Raw genomic sequence first — 14,230 nt, 5'->3', positions numbered from 1 at the left:
GCCCGGTTGTCTGGAAATTCGTCGAGGCAGGTCTCCTGGCTCACGACCCTGCGCGTTGCGCGGCACCTTCGCCTTCCCGCTTGCGCAGTGGCATATCGAAGGGCCTTGGGGGCGTTCACAGTTGCGGGGGCAGCCGTGGCCTTGACCACGTTCCCTCTTAGCTCCGGCGCATCGACCGGAGAACCTCGAAAGGGCGAAGGCTACGCAGCAGGCGGGAGGCGGTCAATCGCGACAGTTGACGCTTGATCGGACTCGTGATGTCCTAGCACGGTTTTTTCAGGTGCCTTGCGTCGCCGTACGCGAGGTGAAACGGGAAGTCGGTGCGTCCATTTGCGGACTAGTCCGACGCTGCCCCCGCAACGGTAAGCGATCGTAGGGTTAAGTACGCCACTGTGCCGACACGGCATGGGAAGGCATGCCCATCCTGCCCCTGGCAGGCGTCGCGAGCCCGGAGACCGGCCTGATCACGTTTTGGCAACCCGCGGTGGGCGGGCGCAAGCCGGAAATCTGGGTGCGCCTGCGCCCGCTTCCCTCGCGCGCGTTCCTCTGCCGGTATCGTTATCAATGCAGAGGGAACCTCCATGTCCAGCCGCACCCTGTCCCATTCCGCCGCTTCCTCCTCGACCCTGGCCCAGCGCCTGGTGTTGGCCATTGGCACCAGCCTGCTCGGCCTGTCCCTGGTGTATTTCGCCGGGTTCTCGCATGTCGAGGCTGTGCACAACGCCGCGCACGACACCCGCCACAGTGCCGCCTTCCCCTGCCATTGAGTGATTTCCGGATGATCAAGCGCATCGCCCAGACCGCCGGTTTCGCAGGCCTGATCGCCGCCCTGGTGCTGACCCTGCTGCAGACCCTGTGGGTAACCCCGCTGATTCTCCAGGCGGAAACCTATGAAAGCGCCGAGCCTGCCGCACAGGTGGAGCACGACCATGAGCATGGCGGCGCGGCTGTCGCGCACACCCATGAACACAGCGACGAGGCCTGGGCCCCGGAAGATGGCTGGCAGCGGACCCTTTCCACAGGGGGCAGCAACCTGGTGGTAGCCGTTGGTTTCGCCCTGATCCTCGCCGGACTGTTCAGCCTGCGCGGCCCGAGCCGTACCTGGCAGGGCCTGCTCTGGGGCCTGGGCGGTTTCGCCACCTTTGCCCTCGCGCCGTCCCTCGGCCTACCACCGGAACTGCCCGGTACCGCAGCCGCCGACCTGGCCCAGCGCCAGACCTGGTGGATCGGCACCGCTGCCTCCACTGCCGCGGGTCTCGCCCTGATCGCCTTCGGCCGTCATTGGGCGCTGCGTGTAGTCGGAATCGTCGTTCTGGTGATTCCGCACGTAATTGGCGCGCCACAGCCCGAAGTGCACTCCAGCCTGGCGCCTGAAGCGCTGGGGCATGAGTTCATTGCGGCTTCGCTGATCACCAATGCCGCGTTCTGGATGGTGCTCGGCTGGGCCGCTGCCTGGCTGTACCAGCGTCACTCCCAGGCATGACGACCTTCGATGATGCGTCCCATGAAACTGGTCGCCGGGCTGGGCTGCCGACGCGGCTGCCCCCCGGATGAGTTGCAGGGCCTGCTGATGCAGTGCCTTGCCGAGGCCAATGTCTCTCTCGATCAGCTAGTCGCCCTGGCCACCAGCAAAGCTAAAGTCGCAGAGCCGGGGCTGGTCGGTCTAGCCGAGCGGCTGGGGCTGCCTCTGCATGGCCTGCCCGTGGATGTCCTTGCTTCCTTCGAGGATCAGCTGAGCCAGCCGTCCGAGCAGGTTCGCGAGGCCGTTGGCAGCGCAGGAGTGGCCGAGGCCGCCGCGCTGGCCCAGGCAGAGGCCCTCTTTGGTGTTCGCGCCACCCTGTTGATCGACAAACGCCGCAGCGCCAGCGCCACTTGCGCGCTGGCCTGTGTTCATCTGGAGGCCAAACGGTCATGACCGTCTACTTCATCGGCGCCGGACCCGGCGATCCGGAACTCATCACGGTCAAAGGCCAGCGGCTGATCCGCACCTGCCCGGTGATTCTCTACGCGGGGTCGCTGGTGCCCGAAGCGGTGCTGGCGGGGCACAGCGCCGAGCTGGTGGTGAACACCGCCGAACTGCACCTGGATGAGATAGTTGCCCTGCTGACGCAAGCCCATGAAAAGGGCCAGGATGTGGCGCGGGTGCATTCCGGCGATCCTTCGTTATACGGGGCCATTGGCGAGCAGATTCGTCACCTGCGTGAACGGGACATTCCCTACGAAGTGGTGCCGGGGGTGACCGCCACTGCCGCCTGCGCCGCGCTGCTGGGGTGTGAGCTGACCCTGCCGGAGGTTTCGCAGACGCTGATCCTCACCCGCTACGCCAGCAAGACCCGAATGCCCGACGGTGAGGCACTGGGTGATCTCGCCCGCCACCGCGCAACCATGGCCATCCATCTCGGCGTGAGCCAGTTGGCGAAGATCGTCGAAGAACTGCTGCCGCACTATGGCGCCGACTGCCCGATCGCGGTGATCCATCGCGCCAGCTGGCCGGATCAGGAGCAGGTCACCGGCACCCTGGGAGACATCCTGCCCAAGGTGGCGGCGCGGGATTTCCGTCGCACCGCGTTGATCCTGGTAGGGGAGGTGCTGGCTGCCGAAGGCTTTGCCGATTCGTCCCTGTACCGGGCAGACCACGTGCATCTCTACCGGCCGGGCACGGCGTAACCGCCACGTGGCTAGTGACGTACGCCGGTGAAACCCGCAGAATGCGGCTCTTATGCGGCGGGTATTCTGCCCGCCCACTCCCTATAACCGGCTTTAAGCGACCTCTTTCTCTATGCGAATGCGCTTGATGCTGTTGGGTGGCGGCAATTCACTCGGACAGGCGCTGATTCGCCTGGGGGCCGAGGAAGACATAGGTTTTCTCGCTCCGCGTCCGCCCGAACAGGGCTGGGATGCCGCCAGCCTGACCCAGTTGCTCGATGACACCCGGCCCGACGCCGTGATCAACCTCGCCTACTACTTCGACTGGTTCCAGGCCGATGAAGTCAGCGATGTGCGCCTGGCAGCCCAGGAACGTGGCGTGGAACGGCTTGCCGAACTCTGCCAGCATCACGGGATCATTCTGCTGCAGCCCTCCAGTTATCGGGTGTTCGACGGTTCTCGCGCCACTGCTTACAGCGAAAAGGACGAAACCGTCCCGCTCAGCGAACGCGGCCAGGCTATCTGGCGGATGGAGCAGAGCGTCCGTGCCGCCTGTCCCAAGCATGTGCTGCTGCGCTTTGGCTGGTTGCTGGACGATAGCCGTGATGGCTCACTGGGGCGCTTCCTCAGTCGCGCCGAACAGGCCGACGAGATTTGCCTGGCTGACGATCGTCGCGGCAACCCGACGCCGGTGGACGACGCCGCACGTGTGTTGCTGGCCGTGATCAAACAGTTGGATTGCCAGGCGCCGCTCTGGGGCACCTATCACTACGGCGGTCACGAAGCCACCACGCCGCTGGCGCTCGGGCAGGCACTGCTCAGCGAGGCTCGTAGCCTGCATCAGTTGAAGGTGCAGGACATCACGCCGCAGGCTCACGCCGCTCGCCCCGATGCCGCGGATGAGCCGCAGAACGCGGTGCTGGCCTGCAAGAAAATTCTTCATACCTTTGGCATCAAACCACGCGCCTGGCGTGCTGCCCTGCCGACTCTACTGGACCGTTACTACCGTCATGGCTGATTCTCCCATCCTCATCACAGGCGGCGCCGGCTTCATCGGCTCCCATCTCACAGACGTGCTGCTCGCCCGGGGCCATGCCGTGCGCGTGCTGGACAATCTGTCCACTGGCAAGCGTGCCAACCTGCCGCTGGACAACCCGCGTCTGGAGCTGATCGAGGGTGATGTGGCCGATGCTGCGCTGGTGGCGCGGGCGATGGTCGGCTGCAAGGCGGTCGCCCACTTGGCGGCGGTCGCTTCCGTCCAGGCCTCGGTGGACGACCCGGTGGCGACGCACCAGAGCAATCTGATTGGCACCCTGAATGTCTGCGAAGCCATGCGGGCAGAGGGTGTGAAACGGGTGATCTTCGCGTCCAGTGCGGCGGTATATGGCCAGAATGGCGAAGGCACGGCCATCGATGAAGACACGCCGAAGGCACCGCTGACCCCTTATGCGGCAGACAAGCTGGCCAGCGAACATTACCTGGACTTCTACCGTCGCCAGCATGGTCTGGAGCCGGCGGTGTTTCGCTTCTTCAACATCTTCGGTCCGCGTCAGGACCCGTCTTCGCCCTATTCGGGCGTGATCAGCATCTTCACCGAGCGTGCCATGGCCGGCCTGCCGATCACCGTGTTCGGTGACGGCGAGCAGACCCGTGACTTCGTCTATGTCGGCGACCTGGTGCAGGTACTGGTGCAGGCGCTGGAAGCTGAGTGGCTCGAGGTCGGTCCGGTGAACGTGGGCCTGAACCGGGCGACCAGTCTCAAGGAGTTGCTCGCCGCCATCGGCGAAGTGCTGGGCGATCTGCCGCCGGTGACCTATGCCGAAGCTCGCGCTGGGGATATCCGCCATTCCCGGGCCAGCAATGCCCGCCTGCTGCTGCGCTACGACTTCCCGAAGCACACCCCGCTCAAGCAGGGCGTGGCACGCCTGTTGGGACGCTGAGCCCCCACCGCCTGTTTACCCAATCCAGCCGGGCGCGTGATGTGCAGCGGCGGGGTTGATCCGGGCTCCCCGTCGAACCCTGTACCCCGCTAAAGCTACAGGCACAAAAAAGGCGCCCGAAGGCGCCTTTGGCGGGAGTGTTCCCCGCTCAGAACTTGTAGCCAACGCCCACCATGTAGACCCACGGATCCACGTCCACATCGACCTTGACCTTGCCCACGCCCGCCAGATCGGTCGTGGCCTTGGTGTCGATGTCCATGTACCAGACGGCGGCGTTCAGGAGGATGTGGTCGGTCAGCATGTAGTCCATGCCGACCTGTGCGGCCAGACCCCAGGAGTCGTCGAGGTCCAGGTTGCTGAAGCCTTGCGCTTTGCGCGAGCTGGTCAAATCCTCGTCGAAGAACAGGGTGTAGTTCAGGCCCGCACCAACATAGGGCTGGAAGGCCGAGTTCGGGTCCATCGGGTAGTACTGCAGGCTCAGGGTCGGCGGCAGGTGCTTGATATCAGCCAGTTTGCCGTCCAGTGCGCCGCCAAGGCCCTTCACCCCCACTTCGTGCTGGAAGGGTGTCGCGGCCAGCAGTTCAAGGCCTACGTGGTCGGTCAGCATGTACACGCCAGTCAGGCCCAGCTGGGTATCGCTATCCAGGGTGGCCTTGGTACCGCCCGCCTTGGTACCGGCAAGCGAAAGGTTGGAACTGTCTTCGTTCGGGTCGACGGTGGCGGCGCCGGCGCGGATGATCACATCGCCGGCCTTGTGGGCCTGGGCCAGGGGCGATGCGATGGCAAGGGCGAGAAGGGAGGCGGTGAGAAGATGCTTGCGCATGAAAAGGCTCCAGTCAGTTCTATATGTGTTGGGCTGGCGCCAGTGTCAGTAATTAGGAAGCTTTGTATCTTGATCCAGAGCAATGCCGCTGAACGCGCATACAAAAAAGGCCCGGTGAAACCCGGGCCTTGGCGCATCCAGGGTTCAGTTGGAAGGCGATTCGTAGGGATAGATCTTGCTCGCATCCATCTGGTAACCCGCCTCGGCCAGGTCGCTGCTGCTGGCCTTTACCTGTAGCGGACCTTCGATCCAGAAGGGCTGGTAGAGGGCATCCATCAGTACGCCGAGTTCACTCTTCACGTGGACGATCTGGTTCGACGGCGGCGGCGGGACGTGGATACAGGCGCCGAAGTAGGGCACCAGGAGGAATTCGGTGACGCGGCCTTCTTCCGTCACGTCCAGCGGCACGATATAGCCCGGCAACTTCACTTCCTGGCCATCCAGCGCCTGGACCACCGGAGCCGCCGGCGACTGTTGTGTGGCCGCCGGGCCGGCTTCGGCCTGGAGCGCGTCCGACAGCTGCGACAGATCGTGGATAGGGGCCGGCGGTGCAGGTGGCGGCGCACCTTCCGGAATCATTTCGGCCCAGGTGAGTTCGCGTACCTCGCTGGCCCAGAGCGGGGAGGAAAGCGTCAACAACAGGGCCAGCAGGATGCGCGTCATGAAAATCTCACAGGCGAATGGACAGACCGTCGGCCAGCGACTGCCGATAGGCACGCCAGGCTGGCACTACGCCCATCAGCAGGGCGGCGGCCAGAATAGCGCCGAGCAGCGTCCACTCATAGGGGCTGGGCAGGGCCAGTGGCAGATAGAGGCCATAGTTGGCCTGCACGTAGCCTTGGCTGAGCGCAATCCCCAGATAGAGAAGACCCAGCCCCAGCACTGCACCTGCCAGGGTCAGGGCGAAGGCTTCCAGCACCAGCAGGCTGCCGATATGCCAGGGCCGTGCGCCGACCGAGCGGAGAATGGCCATCTCCCGGCGGCGCTCGTTGAGGCTGGTGAGGATGGCCGTGAGCATGCCGATCAGCCCGGTGAGCACGACGAACAATGACACCACGAAAAGCGCCTTCTCCGCCGTGCCCATCAGGCTCCAGAGTTCTTGCAGGGCTACGCCCGGGAGAATCGCCAGCAAGGGTTCGCCCCGGTACTCGTTGATCTGCCGTTGCAAGGCGAACGTGGCGATCTTGCTGTTGAGGCCGAGGAGGAAGGCCGTTATGGCCTTGGGCTGCAGGTCCATGGTGCGCGCCTGATCGGCGCTGACCTTGCCCGCGCCGCGGGCGGGCACACCGTTCTGCCAGTCGACGTGCAAGGCCTCCATGCCGGCCAGGGAAACATGCAGGGTGCGGTCCACGGGGGTGCCGGTGCGGGCGAGGATGCCGACCACGCTGAAGGGCTTGTCGTCATGCTGCATCAGGCTGACGGTGCTGACGCCATGGGCCAGCACCAGCTTGTCCCCCAGCTTGTAGTGCAGGGCTTCGGCCACTTCGGCGCCAAGGACCACTTCGAACATATCGGCGAAGGGCTTGCCTTCGGCCAGTTGCAGGGGCTGGCCGCGGCCGTAGTGATAGTGCTCGAAGTAGGCAGCGTTGGTGCCCATCACGCGGTAGCCACGATGAGAATCGCCGAGCGAAATCGGTATGGCCCACTTCACCCGCTTGTCCTGGCTGATCGCTTCGAAGCTGTCCCAGCGGATGTTGTTGGTGGCGTTGCCGATACGGAATACGGAATAGAGCAGCAGGTTCACCGAGCCGGAGCGGGCGCCGACGATCAGATCGGTGCCACTGATGGTGCTGGCGAAGCTGGCGCGGGCTTCGGTCCGAACGCGCTCGACCGCCAGCAGCAGGCAGACCGACAGGGCAATGGCGAAGACCGTGAGCAGCGCGGTGAAACGGCGGTTGGCGAGGCTGGCCAGGGCCAGGCGCAGCAGATACATCTCAATCCTCCTCGATGCGCGCGGCGTGGTTCAGTTCCGCCAGCGACAGGCTGCGGTCGAACAGCGGGGCCAGGCTCTGGTCATGGCTGACGAACAGCAGGCTGGAGCCGGCCTCACGGCATTCGGCGAACAGCAGTTGCAGGAAGGCCTCGCGGGCGTCGGCATCGAGGGCCGAGGTTGGTTCGTCGGCGATCACCAGTTCCGGCTGGCCAATCAGTGCGCGAGCGGCGGCTACCCGTTGTTGTTGGCCGATGGACAGTGCGTCGGCGCGGCGTTGCAGCAGTTCTTCTTTCAGGCCGAGATGGCGCAGGAGGGTTGCTGCCGCTGCATCGACGCTGCCGTGGCGCTGGCGTGCACGTTCGGCACGCAGGCGTGAGAAGCGACAGGGAAGCTCGACGTTCTCCCGTACCGACAGGAATGGCAGCAGGTTGAATTGCTGGAAGATGTAGCCGGTGTGGTCCACGCGGAAGTGGTCGCGAGCGCTGGCCGACAGCGACGCGAGGTCCTGGCCGAGCAGTCGGATGCTGCCACGGCCCGGCTTCTGCACGCCGCCGAGCAAGCCCAGCAAGGTGGTCTTGCCGCTGCCGCTGGGGCCTTTGAGGAAGAGGCTTTCACCGCGTTGCAGGCGGAATTCGGGGATATCCAGCAGTTCCGGATGGCCGGGCCAGGCAAAGCCCAGCCCCTGGAGGTCGATCAGTGTCTGGCTCATGGGATTCCAGCCGGGTTGCCCCGGCTGTGTCTGCGAAAGGTTAGAAGCTCAGGCTGGCGTTGCTGGCGCTGAGTTCCGCGCCTTGCTGGCCGTTGGGGCCGATCAGTTGTACCTGAATTTTCAGGGTGGCGGGGAAGCGCTGGAACAGCCCGGCAAGATCCAGGGTTTTCAAGGCGCTGGGGTTCGCGCACTCGAACTGGTAATGGGCGTGGATTTCACTGTGATCGTGGTCATGACCTTCGGCATGCTCGTCATGGTGCTCGTCAGCGCCGAAGAGCGGACTCTCCAGTTCCTGGGATGCGACCTTGCAGCCTGCCGTCCCGGGGAGGGCGAAGAGCGCCAGGGGCTTTTCCAGTTCTGCACGGACGGCCGCCACCTTGGCCTTGTCGGCATCGCTCCTGGCCTCGTGCTCGAAACCCACGAGGTTCATGCTCGGGCTTTCCAACTCCAGTTCCAGGGTCTTGCCGTCCAGTACGCCATTCAGCTGCGCCACTCCGTGTTCATGGGCACCGAGACTGCCGTGTTCGTGATCATGGTCGTGCTCGTGGGCCTGGGCGACGGCCAGGGGCAGCAGGGCGAAGGGCAGGGCGAGCAGCAGGCGGCGCATGACGGGGCTCCGGGAGATGGCTAAATTTGCGTTACGTTATAACAAATGTAGGCAGCCCGCCAACACCATGGGAGCATTGCGCATTCGTTTCTGGAGGAGTGGGACATGCTGCGAATTCGCGGACAGATCGGCGACTGGCCGGTCGACCTGACGGTTGAAATGGATGCCGAGGACTGGGACCAGTTGGCCAGTCGCCTGACGCCCGAGATGGCGGCCCCGGCTCCGGTGGTGCCGAAGGTTCCGAGCGCGCCGCGCAGCGATGCGCTTTGGGAGACCGCTCAGCAGTTATTGCGGGAGGCCGGACAAATGGAAGGTCCTCGCCTGCTGGCGGAACTGGAAGGCCTGGCCGGTGGCATTGCCGCGGGCAAACGCCTGCTGGTGCGGCTGCGCCACAGTGAGCAGGTGCATGTCGAAGTGCGGGAGGATGCGCCCCTTTATATCTGGCGGGGCTGAAGGGGCAGTGGGAGCGACTTCAATCGCGAATGAAGTCGCTCCCGCAGGGTAGAACGGACCCAGAGCCGGATCAGTAGATCGCGTTGTACAGCTTGCGGCGGTAAGTGCCGACCAGAGGATGGTCGTTACCCAGCAGGTCGAATACCTGCAGCAGCGTCTTGTGGGGCAGGCCGCTCTCATAGCCACGGTTGCGCACGAACAGCTTGAGCAGGCTGTCCAGCGCCGGCTCGTACTGCTGACGGGAGAGTTGCTGGATCGCCAGCTGATAAACCGCTTCGTCGTCGCCAGCGTCCTGTGCAAGCCGGGACTTCAGGTCAGCCACTTCCGGCAGGCTGGCGGCCTGGCGGAGGAAGGTCAGCTGGGCACGGGCGCCAGCCAGGGCTTGCTTGTGTTCGTCACTCTTGACTGCATTGAGCACGGTTTCCGCTTCGCCCAGTTCACCGCGTTCGGCCAGGCAGCGGGCATAGAGGATCAGGCCGGCAGCGTTGGTGTTGTCTTCGGTGAGCAGTTGCTTGAGCAGGTTCTCGGCTTCGCTGATACGGCCTTCGCTGAAGGCGGCCTGGGCAGCATCCAGCAGGTTGCCCTGGGGCGTGGCGGGCATCTGTACATGGGGCTCGAGCATGGCGCGGATAGCCGACTCCGGCTGGGCGCCGGCAAAGCCGTCCACGGGTTGGCCGTCCTTGAACAGCACGACGGTGGGCAGGCTGCGGATGCCGAAGCGCATCACGATGTCCTGCTCGATATCGCAGTTCACCTTGGCCAGCAGGAGTTCGCCCTGGTAGGACTCGGTGATCTGCGCCAGCAGCGGCATCAACGCTTTGCAGGGCGCGCACCAGTCAGCCCAGAAATCCACCAGCACGGGCTTCTGGAAGGAGTTCTGGATCACCGCCTGGTCGAAGTCGGCACCGGTGGTATCGAAGATGTAGGGAATGTCGCTCATCTGGGCACTCGAAGGCACGAAGGGATGGGCGAATCATACGGCTGGCGAACAGGGATGAATATGCCTGCACGAGCTCGGAGCTTGCAGATGGCACGGCCTGCTTCACCTGTGGGGGCGAATTCATTCGCCAAGCGACCCGCAGGGGCGCCCCAACGCCGAGCTTCACCGGGACGATTCGTTACCTGAATCGGCTGTGTCTGCCAGAAGTCAGGAGCCTTTTAGGAGCTAGCTTGCTAGCGAAAAAGGGCCATTCGCTGGCAAGCCAGCTCCTACGGGCAATGCACTAGCCCAGGCTCACCGAATCGCGTGATACAGGCTCACATGGCGAAACTCGGCCGGCTCTGCCAGGTCTGGCCAGGTGCAGGCGTCCAGCACGGCGAGACGGGTATAGAGCGCGTGCTGGAAGTCGCGTACCCGCGAGTCGGCCACCAGGGCCTGGCGGCCGCGCGTGAGGAAGTGGTCGAGCAGCGGCAGGTTGGCGCGGTCGTAGAGCACATCGGCGACGATGATCAGGTCGAAGCGGTCTTCTTCCTGGAAAAAGTCCGCCGAATAGCTCAGCTCCACGCCATTGAGTTCGGCATTGGCGCGGCAGGCCTCCAGCGCCAGCGGATCGAGATCGCAGGCCACCACTTCGGCGGCACCGGCCTTGGCTGCGGCAATGGCGGCAACGCCTGAACCCGCGCCGAAGTCGAGCACGCGTTTGCCAGCGACCCACTCCGGCCTCTCGGCCAGCCAGCGCGCCAGTGCCAGGCCGCTGGCCCAGCAGAAGCACCAGTAGGGAGGCTCTTCGAGGATGCGCCGGGTTTCTTCGGGGCTGAAGGCGCGGTCCATGTTGTTGGCATCGATCAGCCAGAGCTTGAGATCAGTGCCGGGCAGGGTTTCCGCGCTGAGGCTGGCGTCACCCAGCAATTGGACCAGTGCCTGCTGCAGTGCTGCCGGTGCGCTCATGGTGCCGGAACCATCTGCAACGGTCCGAGGACCTGGTTCTCAGGCTGCAGGATCAGGCGCGGTTGCAGCTTCAGGATCAGTTGCCCCGACTGGCTCGCGCGCCCACGGAGCTCCACGCGCTCGCCCCGGGGGAACGCTTCCGGGTTGAACAAAAGGCGGAAGGGCAGTGGACCGCCGTTGCCGTTCAGCAACAGGCTGCCGAGCAGGCGCTGCGGGCGGTCGCGGGAATCGATCGACATCAGCGCCAGTTCGACCTCGCTGCCGGAAGGTGGCGCATTCAGCACGCCGCTCAGTTCGCGCATATGGGCGGGCGTGGCTTCCACCTTGGCCTGCGGTGCCGGAGTCGGCAGTTCCGGGGCGGGTTCTTCGCTGGCGCAAGCAGCGAGCAGCGCGGTGAGGAACAGGGGGATGAGTGGGCGCATCTGGGCTTCCTGATACTGGTGCGCGGGGCTTATAGCGCAAAGCCGTCGGCTTGTCTTGCCCCCGGGATGCGCTACCATGGACCCCCTTTTCTGCAGATGCCCCTCGAACGCCATGCATTGTCCATTCTGCGGCGCCCACGACACCAAGGTCATCGATTCGCGGCTGGTCGCCGAGGGCGACCAGGTGCGCCGCCGCCGGGAATGCCTGGCCTGCGAAGAGCGCTTCACCACCTTCGAAACCGCCGAACTGGTCATGCCCCGACTGATCAAGCAGGACGGCAGTCGCCAGCCCTTCGACGAGGACAAGTTGCGCGCCGGCATGCAACGCGCGCTGGAGAAGCGTCCCGTAAGCGTAGAGCGTCTGGAAGCAGCCATTGCCCATATCAAGCACAAGCTGCGCGCCACCGGCGAGCGCGAGGTGAAGTCGCGGGTGCTGGGTGAACTGGTGATGCTCGAACTGCAGAAGCTCGACGAAGTCGCCTACATCCGTTTCGCCTCGGTCTATCGCCGCTTCCAGGACCTCAACGAGTTCCGCGAGGAAATCGAACGCCTGGCCCGCGAGCCGTCGAAAGACTGATGGCCGCCAGCGATCAGGCCTACATGGCCCGCGCCCTGGAGCTGGCGCGCAAGGGTATCTACTCCACCCATCCCAATCCCCGCGTCGGTTGCGTCATCGTTCGTGATGGCCAGGTCGTCGGCGAAGGCTGGCACGTGCGCGCTGGCGAACCCCATGCGGAAGTCCATGCCCTGCGCCAGGCCGGAGAACTGGCCCGCGGCGCGACCGCCTACGTCACCCTCGAACCTTGCAGCCACCATGGCCGTACGCCGCCCTGCGCGGATGCGCTGGTGGCCGCCGGGGTCGGGCGCGTGGTTGCGGCCATGCAGGACCCCAATCCCCAGGTCGCCGGCCGTGGCCTGCAGCGCCTGGCCGATGCTGGCATCGCGGTGGAGAGCGGCGTGCTGGAGGCCGAGGCCCGTGCACTGAATGCCGGCTTCATCAAGCGCATGGAACAGGGTCTGCCCTTCGTCAGGGTCAAGCTGGCCATGAGCCTCGATGGCCGCACGGCGATGGCCAGTGGCGAAAGCCAATGGATTACCGGCCCGGCGGCCCGCTCGGCGGTGCAGCGCCTGCGTGCTCGCGCCAGCGTGGTGCTGACCGGCGCCGACACCGTGCTCACCGACGCCGCACGCCTGACCGTACGTGCTGACGAGTTGGGTCTCGATTCCGAACTCACTGCGCTGGCGGTCAGTCGCCCGCCGCTGCGGGTGCTGGTGGACGGGCGCCTGCGAGTGCCGTTGTCGGCACCGTTCTTCCAGGCGGGGCCGACGTTGGTGGCCACCGCCAACACGGCTGCTCAGGATGGCTATCCGGGGCACGAGCTGCTGCCGTTGCCGGGGACGGATGGCCGTGTCGACCTGCACCAGCTGTTGCAAGAACTGGCCAGCCGTGGCGTCAACGAGATCCTGGTGGAAGCCGGCCCGAGCCTCGCCGGGGCCTTTGCCCGTGCCGGCCTGGTGGATGAGTACCAGATTTTCATCGCTGCCAAGTTCCTGGGTTCCAGTGCGCGCCCGCTGCTCGACTGGCCGCTGGCACGGATGGCCGAGGCCCAGGAATTGAATATCCTGGAGATGCGCGCCGTGGGCGACGACTGGCGGGTCATCGCGGTACCTCGCTCCACTGCCTGATTTTCCCGCTGCCAACATGGCCGAACAGGCCGATGCAAGTTCGCCACGACTGTGATAAAACGCCTGCCAGCCAGCTCAACGCTGGCTGGAACGTTCTCAGGGCGGGGTGCAAGTCCCCACCGGCGGTAATTGCACTCCTTGTGCATAGCCCGCGAGCGCCTGCCTCTGGCAGGGTCAGCAGACCCGGTGAGATTCCGAGGCCGACGGTAACAGTCCGGATGAAGAGAGAACGGGATTGCCTGCCTGTGCCAGGGTACGTCCGTGCCTGCGCCTGCCAGATCCCATTCGATCCGATATGCCCTGTTTTTCACGAAACAGGAGTTACATCGATGTCACATGCAACAGCCCACATCCTTCCGGCGCCGGCGGCTTGCCTGCGCGCGGGCGAGGGGCGGGCGCCTATAATGCGTCTTTCGCCGGCTTCGGCCGGTTCGCTGCAAGCTCTGGAGGTCCCATGTTCACCGGCATAATCGAAGCCATCGGCACCATCCGCGCGATCACCCCCAAGGGTGGCGACGTTCGCGTCCTGGTGGAAACCGGCAAGCTGGATCTCGGTGACGTCAAACTGGGCGACAGCATTGCGGTCAATGGCGTCTGCCTCACCGCCGTGGAGCTGCCCGGCAACGGCTTCTGGGCCGACGTCAGCCGCGAAACCCTGGCGCGTACCGCCTTCGACGACCTCAAGCCCGGTAGCCCGGTCAACCTGGAAAAGGCCCTGACGCCCACCAGCCGCCTTGGCGGCCATCTGGTCAGCGGCCATGTCGACGGCATCGGCGAAGTCATCGCGCGGGAAGACAATGCCCGCGCCGTGCAATTCAGGATCCGCTCACCGCGTGAACTGGCCAAATACATTGCCTTGAAGGGCTCGATCACCGTCGACGGCACCAGCCTGACGGTGAACTCGGTGAATGGTGCCGAGTTCGAGTTGACCATCGTCCCGCATACCCTGGCCGAGACCATCATGGTCGACTACCGCCCGGGTCGCCGCGTGAACCTCGAGGTCGACCTGCTGGCTCGCTACCTGGAGCGCCTGCTGCTGGGCGACAAGGCGGCCGAGCCCCAGTCCTCCGGCCTGACCGAAAGCTTCCTCGCCGAACACGGCTACCTCAAACACTGAATTCAG

At 64.9% G+C, this 14,230-nt stretch carries 18 protein-coding genes and 3 riboswitches; of the genes, 10 read left to right on the top strand and 8 right to left on the bottom strand.

Features of this window, described 5'->3' with window-relative positions; all coding sequences use genetic code 11:
* Positions 1-8 precede the first annotated feature (8 nt).
* Positions 9-203, bottom strand: a riboswitch (cobalamin riboswitch).
* Between the two features lie 58 nt (positions 204-261).
* Positions 262-478: riboswitch (cobalamin riboswitch) on the top strand.
* A gap of 103 nt (positions 479-581) precedes the next feature.
* From DM872_RS24535 to DM872_RS24510, 6 genes are all read left to right on the top strand, one after another.
* Positions 582-767 (top strand): CbtB domain-containing protein, encoded by a 186-nt coding sequence (locus tag DM872_RS24535; RefSeq protein ID WP_179061869.1) that lies wholly within the window; start codon positions 582-584, stop codon positions 765-767.
* A gap of 11 nt (positions 768-778) precedes the next feature.
* A complete protein-coding gene (locus DM872_RS24530; protein ID WP_179061868.1) occupies positions 779-1,483 on the top strand; it encodes a CbtA family protein in 705 nt (234 codons plus the stop codon).
* A gap of 21 nt (positions 1,484-1,504) precedes the next feature.
* On the top strand, positions 1,505-1,915 hold the full coding sequence (locus tag DM872_RS24525) for a cobalamin biosynthesis protein (protein WP_179061867.1): 411 nt from the start codon (positions 1,505-1,507) through the stop codon (positions 1,913-1,915).
* A complete protein-coding gene (gene cobM / locus DM872_RS24520; RefSeq protein ID WP_179061866.1) occupies positions 1,912-2,667 on the top strand; it encodes a precorrin-4 C(11)-methyltransferase in 756 nt (251 codons plus the stop codon). Before DM872_RS24525 ends, cobM begins: the two co-directional genes overlap by 4 nt.
* A gap of 112 nt (positions 2,668-2,779) precedes the next feature.
* A complete protein-coding gene (locus tag DM872_RS24515) occupies positions 2,780-3,664 on the top strand; it encodes a sugar nucleotide-binding protein (RefSeq protein ID WP_179061865.1) in 885 nt (294 codons plus the stop codon).
* A complete protein-coding gene (locus tag DM872_RS24510; protein WP_179061864.1) occupies positions 3,657-4,586 on the top strand; it encodes an NAD-dependent epimerase/dehydratase family protein in 930 nt (309 codons plus the stop codon). The genes DM872_RS24515 and DM872_RS24510 overlap by 8 nt, the downstream gene beginning before the upstream one ends.
* A 148-nt stretch (positions 4,587-4,734) precedes the next feature.
* On the opposite strand, the gene DM872_RS24505 is transcribed toward DM872_RS24510, so the two are convergent.
* The 5 genes from DM872_RS24505 to DM872_RS24485 form a co-directional block, all read right to left on the bottom strand.
* On the bottom strand, positions 4,735-5,409 hold the full coding sequence (locus DM872_RS24505; RefSeq protein WP_179061863.1) for an OmpW/AlkL family protein: 675 nt from the start codon (positions 5,407-5,409) through the stop codon (positions 4,735-4,737).
* A gap of 144 nt (positions 5,410-5,553) precedes the next feature.
* Positions 5,554-6,072, bottom strand: a complete 519-nt coding sequence (locus DM872_RS24500; RefSeq protein ID WP_179061862.1) for a DUF3299 domain-containing protein — start codon at positions 6,070-6,072, stop codon at positions 5,554-5,556.
* 7 nt (positions 6,073-6,079) lie between these two features.
* Complete coding sequence (locus DM872_RS24495; protein WP_179061861.1) at positions 6,080-7,342, bottom strand: ABC transporter permease; 1,263 nt, start codon at positions 7,340-7,342, stop codon at positions 6,080-6,082.
* Position 7,343: 1 nt separating this feature from the next.
* Complete coding sequence (locus DM872_RS24490; RefSeq protein ID WP_179061860.1) at positions 7,344-8,051, bottom strand: ABC transporter ATP-binding protein; 708 nt, start codon at positions 8,049-8,051, stop codon at positions 7,344-7,346.
* Between the two features lie 40 nt (positions 8,052-8,091).
* Positions 8,092-8,658 carry a DUF2796 domain-containing protein gene (locus DM872_RS24485; RefSeq protein WP_179061859.1) on the bottom strand — a complete coding sequence of 189 codons (567 nt, stop codon included), beginning with the start codon at positions 8,656-8,658 and terminating at the stop codon, positions 8,092-8,094.
* 105 nt (positions 8,659-8,763) lie between these two features.
* On the opposite strand from DM872_RS24485, the gene DM872_RS24480 reads away from it, so the two are divergent.
* Entirely contained in the window at positions 8,764-9,111 is a 348-nt protein-coding gene (locus tag DM872_RS24480) for a hypothetical protein (RefSeq protein WP_179061858.1), read from the top strand.
* Between the two features lie 70 nt (positions 9,112-9,181).
* On the opposite strand, the gene trxA is transcribed toward DM872_RS24480, so the two are convergent.
* The 3 genes from trxA to DM872_RS24465 all read right to left on the bottom strand — a co-directional run bounded on the left by trxA (position 9,182) and on the right by DM872_RS24465 (position 11,421).
* The gene (gene trxA / locus DM872_RS24475) at positions 9,182-10,051 is read right to left on the bottom strand and encodes a thioredoxin (RefSeq protein ID WP_179061857.1); all 870 of its coding nucleotides are present in this window, start codon (positions 10,049-10,051) and stop codon (positions 9,182-9,184) included.
* 294 nt (positions 10,052-10,345) lie between these two features.
* Positions 10,346-10,999 carry a class I SAM-dependent methyltransferase gene (locus tag DM872_RS24470; RefSeq protein WP_179061856.1) on the bottom strand — a complete coding sequence of 218 codons (654 nt, stop codon included), beginning with the start codon at positions 10,997-10,999 and terminating at the stop codon, positions 10,346-10,348.
* Positions 10,996-11,421, bottom strand: coding sequence for a YbaY family lipoprotein (locus DM872_RS24465; RefSeq protein ID WP_179061855.1), 426 nt, complete (start codon positions 11,419-11,421; stop codon positions 10,996-10,998). The genes DM872_RS24470 and DM872_RS24465 overlap by 4 nt, the downstream gene beginning before the upstream one ends.
* A 112-nt stretch (positions 11,422-11,533) precedes the next feature.
* On the opposite strand from DM872_RS24465, the gene nrdR reads away from it, so the two are divergent.
* The 3 genes from nrdR (at position 11,534) to DM872_RS24450 (ending at position 14,224) form a co-directional block, all read left to right on the top strand.
* Positions 11,534-11,998 (top strand): transcriptional regulator NrdR, encoded by a 465-nt coding sequence (nrdR, locus tag DM872_RS24460; RefSeq protein ID WP_069082018.1) that lies wholly within the window; start codon positions 11,534-11,536, stop codon positions 11,996-11,998.
* The gene (gene ribD, locus DM872_RS24455) at positions 11,998-13,107 is read left to right on the top strand and encodes a bifunctional diaminohydroxyphosphoribosylaminopyrimidine deaminase/5-amino-6-(5-phosphoribosylamino)uracil reductase RibD (RefSeq protein ID WP_179061854.1); all 1,110 of its coding nucleotides are present in this window, start codon (positions 11,998-12,000) and stop codon (positions 13,105-13,107) included. The genes nrdR and ribD overlap by 1 nt, the downstream gene beginning before the upstream one ends.
* A gap of 88 nt (positions 13,108-13,195) precedes the next feature.
* Positions 13,196-13,342, top strand: a riboswitch (FMN riboswitch).
* 219 nt (positions 13,343-13,561) lie between these two features.
* Complete coding sequence (locus DM872_RS24450) at positions 13,562-14,224, top strand: riboflavin synthase (protein ID WP_179061853.1); 663 nt, start codon at positions 13,562-13,564, stop codon at positions 14,222-14,224.
* Positions 14,225-14,230 lie beyond the last annotated feature (6 nt).

Origin of the sequence: Pseudomonas taiwanensis, assembly GCF_013393345.1 — a bacterium.
GTDB classification, from domain to species: Bacteria; Pseudomonadota; Gammaproteobacteria; order Pseudomonadales; family Pseudomonadaceae; genus Metapseudomonas; species Metapseudomonas resinovorans_C.
This window is presented reverse-complemented; position numbering and strand designations above follow the sequence as displayed.

Excerpts from the sequence above, each read along its gene's own strand:
- DM872_RS24535 (WP_179061869.1), top strand. The coding sequence starts at position 582 with ATGTCCAGCCGCACCCTGTCCCATTCCGCCGCTTCCTCCTCGACCCTG.
- DM872_RS24530 (WP_179061868.1), top strand. The coding sequence starts at position 779 with ATGATCAAGCGCATCGCCCAGACCGCCGGTTTCGCAGGCCTGATCGCC.
- DM872_RS24525 (WP_179061867.1), top strand. The coding sequence starts at position 1,505 with ATGAAACTGGTCGCCGGGCTGGGCTGCCGACGCGGCTGCCCCCCGGAT.
- cobM (WP_179061866.1), top strand. The coding sequence starts at position 1,912 with ATGACCGTCTACTTCATCGGCGCCGGACCCGGCGATCCGGAACTCATC.
- DM872_RS24515 (WP_179061865.1), top strand. The coding sequence starts at position 2,780 with ATGCGAATGCGCTTGATGCTGTTGGGTGGCGGCAATTCACTCGGACAG.
- DM872_RS24510 (WP_179061864.1), top strand. The coding sequence starts at position 3,657 with ATGGCTGATTCTCCCATCCTCATCACAGGCGGCGCCGGCTTCATCGGC.
- DM872_RS24505 (WP_179061863.1), bottom strand. The coding sequence starts at position 5,409 with ATGCGCAAGCATCTTCTCACCGCCTCCCTTCTCGCCCTTGCCATCGCA.
- DM872_RS24500 (WP_179061862.1), bottom strand. The coding sequence starts at position 6,072 with ATGACGCGCATCCTGCTGGCCCTGTTGTTGACGCTTTCCTCCCCGCTC.
- DM872_RS24495 (WP_179061861.1), bottom strand. The coding sequence starts at position 7,342 with ATGTATCTGCTGCGCCTGGCCCTGGCCAGCCTCGCCAACCGCCGTTTC.
- DM872_RS24490 (WP_179061860.1), bottom strand. The coding sequence starts at position 8,051 with ATGAGCCAGACACTGATCGACCTCCAGGGGCTGGGCTTTGCCTGGCCC.
- DM872_RS24485 (WP_179061859.1), bottom strand. The coding sequence starts at position 8,658 with ATGCGCCGCCTGCTGCTCGCCCTGCCCTTCGCCCTGCTGCCCCTGGCC.
- DM872_RS24480 (WP_179061858.1), top strand. The coding sequence starts at position 8,764 with ATGCTGCGAATTCGCGGACAGATCGGCGACTGGCCGGTCGACCTGACG.
- trxA (WP_179061857.1), bottom strand. The coding sequence starts at position 10,051 with ATGAGCGACATTCCCTACATCTTCGATACCACCGGTGCCGACTTCGAC.
- DM872_RS24470 (WP_179061856.1), bottom strand. The coding sequence starts at position 10,999 with ATGAGCGCACCGGCAGCACTGCAGCAGGCACTGGTCCAATTGCTGGGT.
- DM872_RS24465 (WP_179061855.1), bottom strand. The coding sequence starts at position 11,421 with ATGCGCCCACTCATCCCCCTGTTCCTCACCGCGCTGCTCGCTGCTTGC.
- nrdR (WP_069082018.1), top strand. The coding sequence starts at position 11,534 with ATGCATTGTCCATTCTGCGGCGCCCACGACACCAAGGTCATCGATTCG.
- ribD (WP_179061854.1), top strand. The coding sequence starts at position 11,998 with ATGGCCGCCAGCGATCAGGCCTACATGGCCCGCGCCCTGGAGCTGGCG.
- DM872_RS24450 (WP_179061853.1), top strand. The coding sequence starts at position 13,562 with ATGTTCACCGGCATAATCGAAGCCATCGGCACCATCCGCGCGATCACC.